At 72.6% G+C, this 15,744-nt stretch carries 14 protein-coding genes; 3 read left to right on the forward strand and 11 right to left on the reverse strand.

From position 1 onward, the window contains the following. Positions 1–194 precede the first annotated feature (194 nt). The 6 genes from G401_RS53950 to G401_RS0140520 all read right to left on the reverse strand — a co-directional run bounded on the left by G401_RS53950 (position 195) and on the right by G401_RS0140520 (position 5,497). Entirely contained in the window at positions 195–1,226 is a 1,032-nt protein-coding gene (locus G401_RS53950; protein WP_051367958.1) for a toprim domain-containing protein, read from the reverse strand. A gap of 109 nt (positions 1,227–1,335) precedes the next feature. Next, positions 1,336–1,599 (reverse strand): hypothetical protein, encoded by a 264-nt coding sequence (locus tag G401_RS0140500; protein ID WP_027346978.1) that lies wholly within the window; start codon positions 1,597–1,599, stop codon positions 1,336–1,338. A 78-nt stretch (positions 1,600–1,677) separates the two neighbouring features. Continuing rightward, positions 1,678–2,061 (reverse strand): VOC family protein, encoded by a 384-nt coding sequence (locus tag G401_RS0140505; protein ID WP_027346979.1) that lies wholly within the window; start codon positions 2,059–2,061, stop codon positions 1,678–1,680. Positions 2,062–2,156: 95 nt separating this feature from the next. Next, a complete protein-coding gene (locus G401_RS0140510) occupies positions 2,157–3,383 on the reverse strand; it encodes an MFS transporter (protein WP_027346980.1) in 1,227 nt (408 codons plus the stop codon). 154 nt (positions 3,384–3,537) lie between these two features. Further along, entirely contained in the window at positions 3,538–4,350 is an 813-nt protein-coding gene (locus tag G401_RS0140515) for an alpha/beta fold hydrolase (RefSeq protein ID WP_034594679.1), read from the reverse strand. A gap of 91 nt (positions 4,351–4,441) precedes the next feature. Further along, positions 4,442–5,497, reverse strand: a complete 1,056-nt coding sequence (locus tag G401_RS0140520; RefSeq protein ID WP_027346982.1) for a Gfo/Idh/MocA family oxidoreductase — start codon at positions 5,495–5,497, stop codon at positions 4,442–4,444. Between the two features lie 18 nt (positions 5,498–5,515). Between G401_RS0140520 and G401_RS0140525 the strand changes: the two genes are divergently transcribed. Then, entirely contained in the window at positions 5,516–6,232 is a 717-nt protein-coding gene (locus G401_RS0140525) for a VOC family protein (RefSeq protein ID WP_027346983.1), read from the forward strand. A 20-nt stretch (positions 6,233–6,252) separates the two neighbouring features. Here the strand turns inward: G401_RS0140525 and G401_RS0140530 are convergent, their stop codons facing one another. Then, positions 6,253–10,065, reverse strand: coding sequence for an nSTAND1 domain-containing NTPase (locus G401_RS0140530; protein ID WP_027346984.1), 3,813 nt, complete (start codon positions 10,063–10,065; stop codon positions 6,253–6,255). Between the two features lie 378 nt (positions 10,066–10,443). Here G401_RS0140530 and G401_RS0140535 point away from each other — a divergent pair, with 378 nt between their 5' ends. Continuing rightward, positions 10,444–11,307, forward strand: coding sequence for an NAD-dependent protein deacetylase (locus G401_RS0140535; protein ID WP_407636977.1), 864 nt, complete (start codon positions 10,444–10,446; stop codon positions 11,305–11,307). A gap of 283 nt (positions 11,308–11,590) precedes the next feature. Here G401_RS0140535 and G401_RS0140540 read toward each other — a convergent pair whose 3' ends face one another. The 4 genes from G401_RS0140540 to G401_RS0140555 are packed head-to-tail and all read right to left on the reverse strand — an operon-like array spanning position 11,591 to position 15,037. Continuing rightward, a complete protein-coding gene (locus G401_RS0140540) occupies positions 11,591–12,310 on the reverse strand; it encodes an ABC transporter permease (RefSeq protein ID WP_084558155.1) in 720 nt (239 codons plus the stop codon). Positions 12,311–12,322: 12 nt separating this feature from the next. Continuing rightward, positions 12,323–13,234, reverse strand: coding sequence for an ABC transporter ATP-binding protein (locus G401_RS0140545; RefSeq protein WP_027346987.1), 912 nt, complete (start codon positions 13,232–13,234; stop codon positions 12,323–12,325). Then, positions 13,231–14,112: an ABC transporter permease subunit gene (locus G401_RS0140550; RefSeq protein ID WP_027346988.1), complete on the reverse strand. Its 882-nt coding sequence runs from the start codon at positions 14,110–14,112 to the stop codon at positions 13,231–13,233. Before G401_RS0140550 ends, G401_RS0140545 begins: the two co-directional genes overlap by 4 nt. Next, positions 14,102–15,037: an ABC transporter ATP-binding protein gene (locus G401_RS0140555; RefSeq protein ID WP_027346989.1), complete on the reverse strand. Its 936-nt coding sequence runs from the start codon at positions 15,035–15,037 to the stop codon at positions 14,102–14,104. The genes G401_RS0140550 and G401_RS0140555 overlap by 11 nt, the downstream gene beginning before the upstream one ends. A 175-nt stretch (positions 15,038–15,212) precedes the next feature. Between G401_RS0140555 and G401_RS51790 the strand changes: the two genes are divergently transcribed. Beyond that, on the forward strand, positions 15,213–15,743 hold the full coding sequence (locus G401_RS51790) for a hypothetical protein (RefSeq protein WP_051367959.1): 531 nt from the start codon (positions 15,213–15,215) through the stop codon (positions 15,741–15,743). Position 15,744: the final 1 nt, after the last annotated feature.

A 15,744-nucleotide genomic window follows, 5' to 3' on the forward strand; every position in this document is an offset into this window, starting at 1 on the left:
CCCCCAGCCCCCAGCCCCCAGCCCCCAGCCCCCAGCCCCCAGCCCCCAGCCTCCAAGATTCCGCTTGGATCAGGGAAATCACCCGAATCATGGCCCAAGATTCGGGTGGTAACCGTGATCCAAGCGGGATCTTGGAGGCGAGGCGCGGCGGCGAGGCGAGGCGAGGCGAGGCGGCGGGGTGAGGGGCGGGGGAGTCAGGCGGCGATCTCGCGGACGACGCCGGCCATCACCTCGTGCAGCGGCAGCCGGAGGCGTACGCTCGCCCGCGCGCCGAGTTCCTCGCCGAGATCGGGGGCGTCCCGGAAGCACGGCGTGATCGCCCGCCAGACGCGTACGCGGGTCTCCGGTTCGCGCAGGTCCAGCGTTGCCGGGTCGAGCCGGTCGAGGATGTGCTCGAGCCGGGCCACCGGCAGTGGCCTGAGCCGGCCGAGCATGATCCGGCTGGCCGCGGCCGGTCCGTGGCCCGCGAGGAGGCTCGCCGGATCGGCCTGGTCGGGCAGCGCCGCGGCCTCCACGATCCCCGGCCACGTACGCAGCAGCGGCACCCACCGCTCGAACGCCTGCCGGCCGGCCGCGTCGCCGTCGAGCACGACGGACAGCGGCGGATGCTCGGGCAGCCACTCGCCGAGCAGGGCCAGGTGCTCGGGCGTCAGCATGGTCCCGCACAGCGCCACCGGGATCACGAGTTCGGGGCGGCCCTCGTGGAGCATCCGGTGGACGGCGATCGCGTCCGTCGGGCCCTCGACGACGACCACGCGCACGGCCCGGATGTCGTCCGGGTCGCGCAGGGCGAGCTGGCGGCCGAGCCCGAACAGCGCGGCGCTCTTCTGGTAGACCGCGGTGGTCGGTGTGTTGAGGTACTTCGGCGCGGCCGGTCGCCCGGACAGGTCGCGCCCGGTGAACCCGACGACGTCGCAGGCCATGTCGTGGATCGGGAACACCACCCGGTGCCGGAAGTAGTCCACGGCCCGCCCGTTGTACGCGCGGTGGGCCAGACCGGCCGCGATCAGCTCGGCGACGGTGAAGCCGCGGCGGGTCAGGTTGTCGATGAGGGCGGTCCAGTGCTTCGGCGCGTAGCCGGGCTGCCACCAGGAGCCGATCGCGCCCTCGATGCCCTGCCGGCGCAGGTAGCGGACGGCCGCCGGCGCATGGGGGAGCCGCGCGGCGTAGTAGGCCGCGGCGGCTGCGTTGGCCGCCCGCAGGCGGTCCGGGGCGACGGGCTCCATCGGAGCTCATTTTAGTACAGGTGTTCTGAAGTTATCCAGGCTTCCATCACATTTCGTTGATGGATGGTGACGGGGGGTGTCGCAGTGCCCCCCGTCGGCGCGTCTGAGGTCAGGGCAGCGGGCGGCGGAGCGAGTACGTCACGGCGAACAGCCGGTGCGGTTCGTTCGCGTGGAAGACCGCGTTGCGGTGGTACGCCTCCCACCCGTCGGCGCCCGCCCGGTTGAGGTGGATCAGGTCGTCGTACCGCTCGTCGGTGCCCCAGCGCTGGACTCCGGAGCCGGTGTAGAAGATGGCGTCCCAGTCCATGAAGCGGTCCGTGCCGAGGGTGCCGGCGGAGCGGTATTCGAGGCGTGCGTACTCCCATCGGGTCATGAACGCATTGTGCCGCATAGGTAGCCGAGCGCCACCGCTGTACGCCGCGCGGGTCCGGTTTCCGTCTACAGAGGCCGGTCAAACCGGGCGGTGGCAGACCGCCTCGACGTTGTTGCCGTCCGGGTCGCGCACATAGGCCGCGTAGTAGTGGGCGTGGTATTCGGGGCGCGGCCGGGGTTCGTGCAGCACGGGCGCGCCCAGCCCGACGGCGGCCGCGAAGAACGCGTCGACGGCCGCCCGCGACGGGGCGTGGAAGGCGATGTGCGCCTCCTTGGCCACCCCCTCGGCGGTCGCCAGGCCGATCCAGAAGTCGGGCCGGGGACCGTCCTGCCCGACCGTGCCGTAACCGATCGTGTCGTCGTAGTCGAACAGCCGCTTGCCGCCCAGCGGGGCGAGCACCGCGTCGTAGAACGCGATGCTCGCGGCCAGGTCGTCGCACGGGATCGCGACATGATCAATCACGGCGATGATTGTCCGTGAGGGGTACGACAATCCTTCCGCCCCAGGCTGTCGGGGCCGGATCAGTGGTCGTAGCCGGATCAGCTGTCGGTGCCGGATCAGACGGTGACGGGCTCGGCCGCCGCCGCGCGCGGCCGGGTCCGCACGCCCCAGGCCACCACCGCCGGGTACGCGAGCGCGGCGCCGGCGAAGACCAGCCCGGTCGCGATCCAGCCGAAGCCGCCGAGCCCGAGCACGAGCGCGGTGACGAGCGGCGGGGCGACCATGTTGCCGAGCTGCCGCCCGGTGAGCCAGGTGCCCTGATACTGGCCCTGCGCCCAGTCCGGCGCGAGCTCGAAGACGACCGCCCAGGTGGCCGAGGAGAGCAGCAGCTCGCCGAGCACGTGGACGACGGCGGCGGCCAGCACCGCCACGATCACCCCGGCCACCGGCAGGACGCCGATCAGTCCCAGCAGGACGCACGAGGCGGCCACGACCAGGGCGCCCCGGCGGCTGGCCCGGGCCGCGGCGGCCGGACCCTCGATCCCGCGGGAGGCGCGTACCTGGAGCAGGACGCAGCCGGCGGTGTTGACGACGAGGGACGCCGACACCAGCCACAGCGGCGCACCGCCCCGGGCGACCAGCCACAGCGGCAGTCCGACCACGAACATGGCGTTGTACAGCGCCGACAGCAGCCCGTCGATCGCCGCGAACACGAGGAACGGCCGGTCCCGCAGGGCCACCAGCCTCGGCCCCGTCGCGGGCGCGGCCACCGGCGCGACCCGGCCGGCCCGGGCCACGATCGCGGCCGCGATCACGAAGGAGACCGCGTCGGCCAGCAGCAGCACCACGTATCCGGCCCGCGTGTCGAGCGCCAGGGGCACGGCGGCGGCGAGCGTACCGAGGCCGATGCCAAGGTTGTTGGCCGACCGGGTGTACGCGCGCAGGCGTACCCGTTCACCGGGAGCGGCGGCCGCGGCCACCATGGCACCGCTCGCACTGCGCGCGGCCGCGTCGGCGGCGCCGACCAGACAGGTGAGGACGGCGTACGACCAGAATCCGTCGATCAGGGTGAGGCCCGCGAAGCCGGCCGCGGAGACGAGGAGCGCGCCGATGTACATGCCCTTGGGGCCGGCGCGGTCGGCGAGATAGCCGAGCGGGGTGGAAAGGACGATGCTGACCGCGGCGGCGGCGCTCAGCCCGAGGGCGACCTGGGCGGGGGTGAGCCCGATGACGCGGGTGAGGAACAGGACGCTGGTCGCCAGGTACGCGCCGTTCCCGACCGTGTTGACCAGGGTCGCGGTGACGAGGACGCGGGCGGTACCGGGCGGTGGCAGCAGGGGCATGCCCTGATTAAACAATACGTACGTACGGTTTGCAATCCCACCCCCTCGCCCCGCCCCCTACCTCGACGATCTTGCGCGAATGTCCGGGCTTTTCCGACATCGCGGACGGAATGCGAGACACTCGCGCAAGATCGTCGCAGCGGGGGCGCGGGGGTCAGTGGGCTGAGAGGAGGGCGGCCAGGGCGGGCGCGAACTCCGCCGGGCTCGTCGCGTATCCGATGTGGTCGCCGGGGAGGTCGGTCACCCGCGACCCGAGCCAGTCCGCGATCACCAGGTTGGGCCGGTACGGCACGAACTCGCGGCCCGCGGCGCCGCCCACGAGCAGGATCCGGTCCGAGATCCGGCCGAGCGCGTCGAAGTCGGGCGCGTACCGGGTGTACTGCCGCAGTTCCGTCTCCAGGAACAGGTCCAGGTTCCGGTTCATCCGCTCGATCAGCTCCACGACGTGCGGCGGCAGCTCGCCCGCGGCGGGGCGCATGGGCGGCGGCGCCCCGATGCGCGCGTTGAACTTCGCCATCGCCGCGATCGCGCCGTTGGCCTGGTACTCGGCGTGGACCTCGTCGAGGAAGGCGAGCCACTCGTCGCCGTCGGGCAGGAGGTGGAGCAGGGGCGGCTCGTGGCAGACGAAGGCGCGTACCAGGTCGGGGCGCCGGGTCGCCAGGTCGAGGCCGACGATCGCGCCTGAACTGGACCCGAACACGTACGCGGGCCCGTCGCCGAGCTGCTCGATCAGCATGGCCGCGTCGGCCGAGTCCTGCGCGAGGCGGTCCCCGGATCCGGAACCGGGGGCGCTGCGCGAGAACCCCCGGCGGTCGTACGCGACGGTCGTGAACCTGTCGGCGAGAAGCTGGGCGGTCGGGGCGAAGGGGCCGGCGTCGCCGTTGCCGCCGGCGATGAAGAGCAGCAGGGGACCGCTGCCCCGGGACTCGTAGTAGATGCCGTTGAGCTCCATGCTGTTGGCCTGCATGCGTCAACCGTAGTTGACACACGGAGTCACTGTCAACCAAAGTTGACGCCAGCTCTTGCGGCTGCCACAGCTCCTATGGCTGCCGCAGCTGTTACAGCGGCTGCACCGCCACCGGCTCCCCGCTGCGGGCGGCCTCGTCGATCGCGAGGCTGAGCAGGTGGTCGTGGCACGCCTCCGCCAGGGGGTACGGCGCTTCGCCCACGCCCCGGCACCAGTCGCCCATGCGGGACAGGAGCGTGGCGATGGCGATCTCCTCATCGGACAGTCGCGCGCCCGCGAACGGGTTGCGCCACACGACCGTGCCGTCGTAGGAGATGTGGTCGAGGTCGAAGCCCTCCAGGTTGAGGTCCCGGCCGAGCTGGCGGCGGCGGAAGCTCGACTGCACCGGCGTACGCGGATCGGCCATGCGCACGACGGTGTCGTCGGCCAGCTCGCCGGCGCTGCCCCGGACCACCACCCGGCGGCTGCGCAACGGATTCCACCACTGGCCGTCGGTGAAGTCGTAGAGGCCCGCCCGGCCGCCGAAGTCCAGCGTCGCCAGCGTCGTCACGGCCGGCCGCGGCGTCAGGTCGTCGCGCCAGCCGTCGCGGTCCAGCGGGTCGGCGAGCGGCGCGGTGAAGGCGGTCGCGCGTACGGTCGCGGGCGTCCGGCCCACTCCCAGGAATCCGCGCAGCATCGACACCGCGTGATATCCGTGGGTCGACGACACCTGCGCCGACGTCCGCTCGCCGATCGCGCCCGCCTGCAGGACCGCGAGCCGCGCGGCGTGGTCGGGCAGCATCAGGTACTGCTCCGCGACCTGCACGAGCTCCGCGTTCTCCGCGCGCAGCAGGTCCGCGAGGCCGTCGCGGTCCGGCGCGGGCGGCGTCTCCGAGAGCACGCGTACGCCTTGCGCCGCCAGTGTTTTCACCAGACCGGGATTCGTGTCCCACGGCACGGAGGTGATCACGAATTCCGGCGATCCCGTACGCACGGCCGACTCGACGTCGTGCACGACGGGAATCGGCCGGTCGACGCCCGCGTCGGGAGACCTCGTCAGCACCGAGGTGACCGTGAACCGCTCGGGCAGCACCGCCGCGAGCTTGAAGAAGAACTGTGCCCGCCAGCCGCGGCCGATCACCGCGTAACGGATGGGGTCGGATGCCACCCGCGTACCCTATGCCACATGATCCGCTGGGTATACGCCTTCCTCGACCTGCCGGCGGCGGCCTTCGACCGGGGTGCCGCGTTCTGGACCGCGGCGACCGGGACGGCGCTGTCGCCGTCGCGCGGCGAGCGGGACGAGTTCGCCACCCTGGTGCCGGCGGGCGCGGACCCGCACCTCAAGGCGCAGGCGGTGGGCGGTGACGGCGGTGTGCACGTGGACCTGTGCGCGGACGACCCGATGGCGCTGGCCGGATCGGCGGTCGCACTGGGCGCCGGGCTGGTGGCCAACCACGGCGACTGGGCCGTCCTGCGCTCGCCGGGCGGCGTCCTGTTCTGCGCGGTCGCCTGGCACGGTGAGACCACCCGCGCCCAGCCGTACGCCGGCAGCCGCGCCGATCAGATCGCGCTCGACGTCGCCCCCGACCGGTACGCCGCCGAGATCGCCTTCTGGGCGGAGCTCACGGGATGGCCCGGGCGGCCCGGATCGCGGCCGGAGTTCCACCTGCTGTGGGATCGGGACCTCCCGTTCCGCCTGCTGATCCAGCGCCTCGACGAGCCCCGGCCGGGCGGTGCCCACCTCGATCTGGCGGCCGGCCCGATCGAGCAGGTACGCGTCCGCCACGAGGAGCTCGGCGCGACCGTGATCGCCGAATATCCGATGTGGACAGTCATGCGTGACCCGGCCGGCCGGACCTACTGCCTGACAGTCCGCGACCCGCACACCGGCGCCCTGTAGCCCCAGGGCGCCGGGGCGGGTCAGGGGCAGACCGGGCGGTAGGGGACCGAGGGAAGGTGGGCGGTCCACTCCTGCGGGGTGAGGTCGCGGCGGACCTGGGCGCAGATCGTGCGGGTCGCCGTCGCCGGGTCCAGCCGCCAGTGGATGATCCGGCCGTCCTCCCCGCCGGAGAGCAGGTCGCCGCCCGGCAGGAAGGCCAGCCCGCGGATCCGGCCGGTGTGCCCGGCGAGCGTGGCGACGAGCCGCCGGCTGCCCACGTCCCAGATCGCGACCGTCCGGTCGTCGCCCGCCGAGGCCAGGAACCGGCCGTCCGGGCTGAACGCGAGTACCTGCACCGGCGCGCTGTGTCCACTGAGGACGGCGAGCGGTTCCAGCGTACGCGCGTCCCAGAGTTTCACCGTCCGGCCGTCCCCGGCGGTGGCGAGCAGGGTGGCGTCGGGACTGAGGGCCAGGTTCTGCAGCGCGCCCTGGCGACCCGGCACGGCCTTGTAGTCCGCGGTCGCCACGTTCCAGGTCTGGATCATGCCGTTGAGGCCGCTGCCGAGCAGCCGTCCGTCCGGCGTGAACACCAGCGAACCGGACAGGTGGCTGGGGTACCTGTCGAGGTAGTGGGGTGCGGCCGGGTCGGCGACGTCGAACACGAACGCGCCGAGCGTCGCCGCGGCGAGCAGATCGCCCCGGGGCGCGTACGCGACGCCGGTCGTGGCGCCGAAGCCGGGCATGACGACGGGGGGACCGAGCCGGTGCCCGGTCGCCGGGTCCCACAGGGTGAGGCTCATGCTCCTCGTCACGACGGCGAGGACCTTGCCGTCCGGGCTGAAGGCCGTCGAGGCGACCTGATCGCCGAGCCCGTCGAGGGTCGCGCGGGGGCGGCCGTCGGCGTTCCAGAGGCGTACGGAACCGTCGCCGCCGGCCGTCGCGACGATCGTGCCGTCCGGGCTGACGTCGACGTCGTTGACCGGTGCGTCCACGGTGAACGGCACGGTCGTGAGGTCGTGCAGCACGATCGAGCCGTTGTAGCCGGCCGAGGCCAGCGCGCCGCCGTCGGCCGCGAGGGCGAGCGCGATCGTCTCGGTCCGCCCCCGGTCCAGGAAGGCCGCCACCCGGCGCCGCTGCGCGATGTCCCACAAGGAGACGACGCCGGTCTCGTCGGCGATCGCGATCCGCCCGCCGACCGGTGCCGAGACGGTCCAGCCGTAGGTTCCCCCGAGCGGGAGGGCGGGCAGTTGCACAGGTGCGGCACCGGACAGGTCCCACAGGAAGGCGCCCTGGTCGTCGCCGGAACCGGAGATCATCGGCCGGTCCGGCCCGAACGCGACGGAAAAGACGTGCGTACGCTTGCCGCCGAGGCGGAACGTCGGTTCCCCGGTCGCCAGGTTCCAGACGATCGGCTGGTCGGCGCCGGTCGCGGAGACCAGCCACCGGCCGTCGGCGCTGAAACTCAGCGAGGTGACGGCGCCCGCACTGCCCGACAGCAGCATACGCCGCCCGGAGTCCAGGTCGTGGACGGCGATCCTGAACCGGTCGTCCTTGCCGAGGCCGACGGCCACCCGGTTGCCGTCGGCCGACACCGCGATCGTGCCGGTCGCGCCCTTCTCCGCCAGCTCCGTACGCCGTGACCAGTCGGCCGCGTTCCACACCACGGTCTGGGGCGCGTCGCCGCGCTTGCCGGCGGTGACGAGCGTACGGCCGTCGCCGCTGAACATGACCCCGGCGGCGTGCGAGAAGCCGGCGTCGAGGGTGGCGCGTTCCGTGCCGGCGGCGGTGTCCCAGATGGACAGCCGCCCGTCCGTCCGGCCCGACGCGAGCAGCTGGTGGTCGGGGGAGAGGGAGACCGAGCCGATCGTCGGACCGTCGAGATTGAACACCCGCCGGTCCGGCACGGAGGCCGCGCTGACGAGCGCGCCGCGGGTCTCGGTGTCGCCGTGCAGGCCGGCGGCCGCCAGGGCGAGCAGGCCGGCCAGGTCGGGGTCGGTCGCCAGCATCGTCTTGGCCTGCAACGCGACCGCATCCGCGAGCGCCGCCAGCTGCTGGTCGCGGGCCTGCTGGCGCTGCCGCAGGGCGACCACGCCGCCGGTGACCGCCAGCACCAGCAGCACCGAGATCGCCGCCACCAGCCGCTTGAGCTGCGTCGCCCGCCGCCGGGCCCGGTCCGCCTCCGACTCGGCGAGATCGCCGCTCGCCGCGAGGAAGGCATGCTCCAGCTTGTTCAGCTCCGCCGGATGCTCGCGCGCCCAGGCCCGCGCGGCGTACAGCTGGGTGCCGCGCAGCAGCGCGCCGTCGTCGCGTTCGAGCGCGTTCCAGGTGTACGCGGCATCCGTCAGCCGGCGCTGGACGACCACGGTCGCCCGGTCGTCGGTCAGCCAGCGGTGCAGCCGCGGCCAGGCCCGGATCAGCGCCTCGTGGGCGACGTCCACGGTGTTCCCGCCGGTGCCGGTGCCGGTGCCGGTGCCGCCCGTGCCGCCGGTGCCGGTGCCGGTGCCGTCGTGGCCCGGGACGGAGTCGTGGCCGAGCACCACGAGGCGCGCCTCGGCGAGCCGGTCGAGGACGGCGTCGACGACTTCGGGCTCGGCCACGCCGTCGAGCTCGTCCCGGGAGATCGGCCGCCGGGTGTCCTCGGTGCCGTCGCCGAGGGCCGTCAACCGCAGCGCGATCTGCTTCATGGCGCGCTGCTCGGCCGGGGTGCAGTTCGCGTACAGGCGTTCGGCGGTCTGCGCTATCGCACCGCGTACGCCGCCCGTCTCCTGGTACGCCGCCAGCGTCAGGGTCGGCCCCCGGCGCAGCCGCCACGTCTCCAGGAGCGCGTGCGAGACCAGGGGCAGCGCGCCGGGCTGCCCGGCCGCGTCGGCGAGCACGGTCGTCAGCAGGTCCGGCTCCACGCCGATGCCGGCATGCGCCGCCGGCTGGACGATGATGTCGCGCAACTCGTCCGGGGTCATCGGGCCGACGAGCGTACTGGCGTCGCCGGCGAGGGCCGCCACGATCCGGGGATGCTGGCTGACATGGGCCAGGAAGTCCGCGCGTACGCCGAGAATCACGGTCGTACGCCGATCGGGCCCCAGGCTGACGTCGAGCAGCGCGTCGAGGAAGCGCGACCGTTCGTCCTCGTCCGCGCAGAGGGTGAAGATCTCCTCGAACTGGTCGACGATGAGCAGCGCCCGGGTGTCGGCGGGACCCGCGGCGAGCGCGCCGCGGATGGCTATGTCGAGCGCGGCCGGATCGGCCGCGTAGGCCTCGGCCACCGGCTCGGCGTCGTCGCCGGACAACTTCGCGACCTGCTCGGACAATGCGCGCACGGGGTGTTCGCCCGGGGTCATGAGCATGATCCGCCAGCGCCGCGCGCGGGCGCGGTCGGCCTGGATCCGGCCGATCAGCCCGGCGCGCAGCAGCGAGGACTTGCCGCTGCCGGAGGCGCCGAAGACGCCGCTGAAGGGCCGCCGCTCGACCTGGCCGAGCAGCTGGTCGACGAGCGCCCGGCGGCCGAAGAACCACTCGGCCCGCTCCGGCTGGAACGGCGCGAGTCCCTGGTAGGGGCAGGGCTCCTGGGTCGGCGGCACCGGCCGCGCGGCCTCCTGGTCGGCGGTCGCCTCCCAGCGGGCCTGCCATTCGGCGGCGTCACCCCCGCACGCCGCCACGTACGCCAGCGTCACTTCGAGCGAGGCCAGCCGGTCGCCCTTGGCCGCCTCGGCGAGCGTGCTGGGTGAGTAGTGGGCGAGCTTGGCCAGCCGCCGATAGCTGGGATTGCCCGCCCGTTCCCGCAGCTGCCGTAGCTGCCAGGCGAATCGGGGCACCGGCCCCGCATCCGGGTCGACCGGCTTCTCCGGACGTCCCATGCTCCGCACCTCCGTCGCGACCGGCCCGCCCGACCCCGGGAGACACCGTCCCAGCTGGACAGATCCAGGTGGACAGTGGCTCATGGTTGTCCGGGGTTGTTTGTCCGGCGGGCGCTACCGTAGCGCACAAGGTCCACAACTCGGCATGCTGCATTCGTTCCACCTTCCTCTCCAAGGGGGCGGCGGCCCGGGGGCGATCCCTGTCCGGCCGCCGCCCCGGCGGGGCCCTGCGACTAACGGGGGAGCAGGGCCCCCGCTCACCTCATCGCTTCCGGATCAGCCGCTTCAGCATCAGCCGCTTCCGGATCAGCCGGTTCAGCATCAGCCGGTTCCGCATTAGCCGCTTCCGGTGGAACGGGGCACCATGGTGAGGTGACGATTCCCGCCCTGCGGCCCGCGACCACCCTGGAAGCGGCCACCCTCGATCAACTCGAACAGCTCGCCGATCTGATGGCGGCCGGCGGGGTGACCGTCCTGAGCGGGGCCGGGCTCTCCACGGAATCGGGCATCCCCGACTATCGCGGCCCGAGCGGCGTAGCACGTCGGCATACGCCCATGACGTATCAAACGTTCACCGGCGACGTGCTCGCCCGGCGGCGCTACTGGGCCCGCAGCCACCTCGGCTGGCGCCGGATCGCCCGCGCCGAGCCGAACGCCGGCCACCGGGCGGTCGCCGATCTGGCGGCGGCCGGGATCGTCGGCGGCATCATCACGCAGAACGTCGACGGCCTGCACCAGGCCGGCGGCGCGCGTACCGTCGTCGAACTGCACGGCAACCTCGACCGGGTGGTCTGCCTCGACTGCGGCGCCTCGACCGGCCGCCTCGAGCACGACGAGCGGCTCCGGACGGCCAACCCCGCCTTCGCGCCCGAGATCCTCGCCGTGAACCCGGACGGCGACGTCACCCTCGACGACGGCGCGCTCGACGGCTTCCAGATCGTCGACTGCACCGCCTGCCCCGGCGGGACCCTCAAACCCGACGTCGTCTTCTTCGGCGAGACCGTGCCACTCGACCGGGTGAGTCACAGCTACGCGCTGGTCGCCCAGGCCCGCCTGCTGCTCGTGCTCGGCTCGTCCCTGACCGTCATGTCCGGGCGCCGGTTCGTCATCCGCGCGGCCAAGCTGGGCATCCCGGTCGCCATCGTCAACCAGGGACCGACGCGCGGGGACGACTACGCCTCGCTCCGGGTGGACGCTCCGCTCGGCGAGATCCTGCCGGAACTCGCGGCCCGATTGCGCTGACCTCTGGAGATTCAAGATATTCAGGTCCCGGGTTCGTCGATCTCACCTCCGCTCCTCGCGCGGGAGACCGTTCCGGCCCTGGGGGCCTCCACTGCCAGGTGAGTGGGGCGACGCATCGTCCGCCGCGGTTCGGTCGCGCTTCCCCGTCGGTCTTTGTCGCGGCTGTCCGCCATGGGCGGCTGAAGCGCGGTCGGCGGTTCGTTCGCGTGGATCTTGACGGATGCCCGGAAGGCGACGTCATCCGGGCCGGGACGATGTTTCTTTCCGGACATCCGTCAAGATCTCAAGAGGTTTCGCCCGCCACGCTGAAGGAGCGCAGCCGGTCGACCGCCAGCACCGTGAACGCGACGCTCACCACGAGCGCCAGGGCCGCCGCCACCGGTAGCGAGATCGAGCTGTGCACCGGCATCTGGGGGGACTGCGCGATGTGGTCGGCGATGGAGACCGCGTACTGCTGGATGGACAGGAAGCGGGTGCCCTTCAGAACGTTGCCGAGCAGCCCCTCCCAGAGCAGCACGTACGCGAGCCCGACCAGCACCGGCCGCCGCGTGAGCAGGCTGAGCGCCAGGAACAGGGCGGAGTACGCGAGCGAGCCGGCCGCCGCCGCCGCGAGCAGTCCGAGTGCGAGCTGCCCCGATCCGGCGATGAGCCCGATGAGGAACATAGGTACGCCGGTCACCAGCGTCGACACCGCGAAGGCGACGGCCAGCTTGGCGAGGATGATGTCCCGGCGGGGCAGCGGCTTGGTGAGGACGTGCACGAGGGTGCCGTCGTCGATCTCGGAGCCGAGCACCCCGGTCCCGACGATCAGGGCCATCACCGGCAGCACCACGGCGAAGCCGAGGCCGACGACGATCGGCGGGGTCCAGTCCTCGGCCGCGGCGCCGAGCGCGTCGGCGAGCCAGGCCAGGCCGAGCAGCATCAGCGGCATCGGCAGCAGCAGCAGGAAACGGCGCCGGCCGAACAGCCCCCGCAGGGTGATCGACGCGATGGTCATGTTCATCTTTCGTCTCCCTCAGGCCGCGACGAGGTAGGAGAAGACGCTTTCCAGCGACTCGTCGGTGGGCAGCAGCTGCTCGACGCGTACGCCGGTGGTCAGCGCGATCTTCGGCAGCGCGCGGGTGAACGTGCCGTAGTCGGAGGCGCGGACGGTGAGTCCGAGTGCCGGGTCGATGTCCACGCCGGCGACGCTGGCCTCGTTCACGAGCGCGACCGCGAGCCGTCTGTCGTCTGTGGACCTGATGGTGAAGACGTGCGGCCGGTTGGTCATGAGCCGGCGGATGCCGCGGTAGTCGCCCGACGCGGCGAGCCGGCCCGCCACGATCACCTGGACGGTGCCCGAGACCTGCTCGACCTCTTCGAGGATGTGCGAGCTGAACAGCACGGTACGCCCGTTCGCGCCCATGTCGTGCAGCAGGCGCATCATGTGCATGCGCTGGCGCGGATCCATGCCGTTGAACGGCTCGTCGAGCAGGAGCACGGCCGGATCGTGGACCAGGGCCGCCGCCACGCGCGTACGCTGCCGCATGCCCTTGGAGTAGGTCTCGATCCGGCGGTCCTGGGCGTCGGTCATCTCGACGAGTTCCAGGGCCCGGCGGGCGGCGGCCTCCGGCTGGGGCAGCTTGTGCAGCTTCGCGCTGGCCAGCACGAACTGCCACGCGGTGAGGAAGCCGTGGACCGCCTCGCGCTCGCTGACCAGCCCGAGCTTGGCGTAGACCGGCGGGTTGCGCCAGGTCGGCTCGCCGTCGAGCAGCACCCGGCCGCGCGACGGGGCGAGGAACCCGGCCATCATGTGCAGCACCGTGGTCTTGCCGGCGCCGTTCGGCCCGAGCAGGCCGGTCACGCCCGGCTCCAGCACCATCGACACGTCGTTGACGGCGACCAGGTTGCCGTACCACTTGGAGACGCCGTTCAGCTCCACCTTCATCGGGCGACCTTCCGGTAGCGCAGCAGGGTCAGCAGGACGCAGGCGGCGATGAACGCCGCCGTCAGCAGGGTGTACGCGAGGCCGAGCCCGCCGACGGGCAGCGCCTGCCAGTCGCCGGGGCCCCGCCGGAACAGCCACCCCCGGACGCCCTGGATCATCAGGTCCGGGCTGAGCAGGCCGCCCGCGTGCTGGATCTTCTCGTTGCCGGTGCCGGCCCCGATACCGATCACCGCCCCGGCGACCGCGCTGGTCACCAGGAAGTACGCCGCGATGATGGCGGCCGCCACGGCCCGCCGCCCGGACAGGGAGCCGACCAGGGTGGCCAGGCTGCCGAAGAGGGCCGCGCAGACCGCCGCGTACCCGAGCCCGGCCGCGTAGTGCCCGGCCTCCTGCCAGATCGCCTTGCCGCCCGGGGCCGAGAAGAGGCCGCCGAGGAACATCAGGGTCAGCGGGGCGGCCAGCACCAGCCAGGCGGCCGAGACGACGGCGGCGAGCTTCGCCAGGGCGTAGTCGCGGCGGGTCAGCGGCCGGGAGAAGTACAGCGGCAGCACCCCGGTACGCAGATCCCGCGAGACCAGTTCCGGCCCGATGATCGCGCAGAACAGCACGACCAGGATCGACACCGAGTCCGTGTAGGCCAGGTAGCCGAGGACGGGCTCGCCCTGGATGGCGCGTACGGCGGTGACGATCACGGCGATGCCGAGCGCGACCGCGACGACGAACCACGGGAAGATCTTGGCCTTGGCGCTGCGCCCGAACCCGAACGCGGTACGCAGCCCGTGGACGTAGAGCGACCGGGCGGCGTACGCGCGGCCGAGGCGCGGGCCGTCGTAGCGCTGGTAGCCGATGTCGTGGATGACGCCTGTCTCAGTGGACAACTTCGGCCTCCGGTGCGGTCGGTGCGGCGGCGTCGGCGAACAGCTCCGCGATGCGGTGGCGGCGCAGGTCCAGCCGGTGCAGGGGCAGGTCCAGCCGGGCCACCTCGCCCATGATCTGGTCGTAGGTCCCCGGTCCGGTCAGCGGGACCAGCAGCAGGTGGTTGTCGCGGGTGACCGGCAGGCCGAGCGCGTCCAGCGCGGCCGCCAGGTCGTCCTGGCCCTCGGCGACCTCGACCGCGAGGACCTCGCTGGAGGTGGTCATCGACGAGACGAGGTCGGCCCGCAGCAGCCGGCCGCCGTCGATCGCGATCAGCGAGTCGCAGATCCGTTCGACCTCGCCGAGCAGGTGCGAGCAGACGATCAGCGAGATGCCGAACTCGGTGCCGATCCGGTGGATCAGGCCGAGCATCGCGTCCCGCCCGGCCGGGTCCAGCCCGTTCGTCGGCTCGTCGAGCAGCAGCAGGTCGGGGTCGTGCACGAGAGCCTGGGCGAGTTTCACCCGCTGCTTCATGCCGGTGGAGTAGCCGCCGATCTGGCGGTAGCGCTCCTCGTACAGGCCGACGTGGCGCAGGGCCTCCGAGGCGCGCTCGCGCGCGGCCACCTTCGGCAGCCCGCTCATGCGGGCCATGTGCGTCACGAACTCGGCGGCGATCAGGTCCGGCGGGAGGCAGTCGTGCTCGGGCATGTAGCCCACGCGGGCGCGGATCTGCTCCGCGTCGGCGCGGGGGTCGAGCCCCAGAACGCTCACGCGCCCCGAGGTCGGCTCGACCAGCCCGAGCAGCATCTTGATCAGCGTCGACTTGCCGGCGCCGTTCGCCCCGACGAGGCCGATGACGCCCGGCTGCACCCGGACCGTGAAATCGCTGAGCGCCAGCACGCCGTTGGCGTACCGCTTGGTGAGCGACTCGGTCGCGATCAGTGTCACCTCGACACCGTAGGCGCCCGCGAGCATGGTGAACATCCGGCGGCAACCCTGAGTTATCCCCCAGGAAACACGCAGCCCACATCCTGTGTGAGTGACGATGTGAGTGATGCCCGCGCATGCCTTTCTCGGCTGCGGGGGTGCCCGGAAGGGAAGAGTTGCGCCTATTATCCGCAACGTGAACGACGCTGATCGGCTGACCTGCATCCGGACCACCCCTTGGATCTCCGAGCTGCTCGCGCGGCTTTTCGACTTCGACATCACCCGCAGCGTCGCGGGGCCGCTGCACGACCTGCAGCTTCCCGGCGGCCAGCCGCTGGAGATGATCGCCGGTGACGCGGGCGGCGGCGCATTCCTCCTGACCGACACCGGTGCCGTGGTGTACGCCGGCTCCGAGGGCGAGGGCGGCCTGGTCGCGTACACGCTGCGGGACGCGATGGCGCTCGTCGTCGGGCTGCCCAGCCTGCACGACGCGCTGGCCAAGCCGCTCGACGAGGAACTGCTCACCTGGATCCTGGCGGCCGACCTGTTCATCCGGGACGACTGGCCGGAGCTGGACGAGCAGCGCGCGCGGCTGCGCGAGACGCTCGACCTGCCGAGGGCCGAGAACCTGCTGGCGCAGCTGCACGAGGCGGCGGCGGACGAGGCCTACCGCCCGGTCAGCCAGTACGGCCCCTACGAGCCGATGCTGGCCAGCCTGCGCGACTGAG

Origin of the sequence: Hamadaea tsunoensis DSM 44101, assembly GCF_000428945.1 — a bacterium.
GTDB lineage: Bacteria > Actinomycetota > Actinomycetes > Mycobacteriales > Micromonosporaceae > Hamadaea > Hamadaea tsunoensis.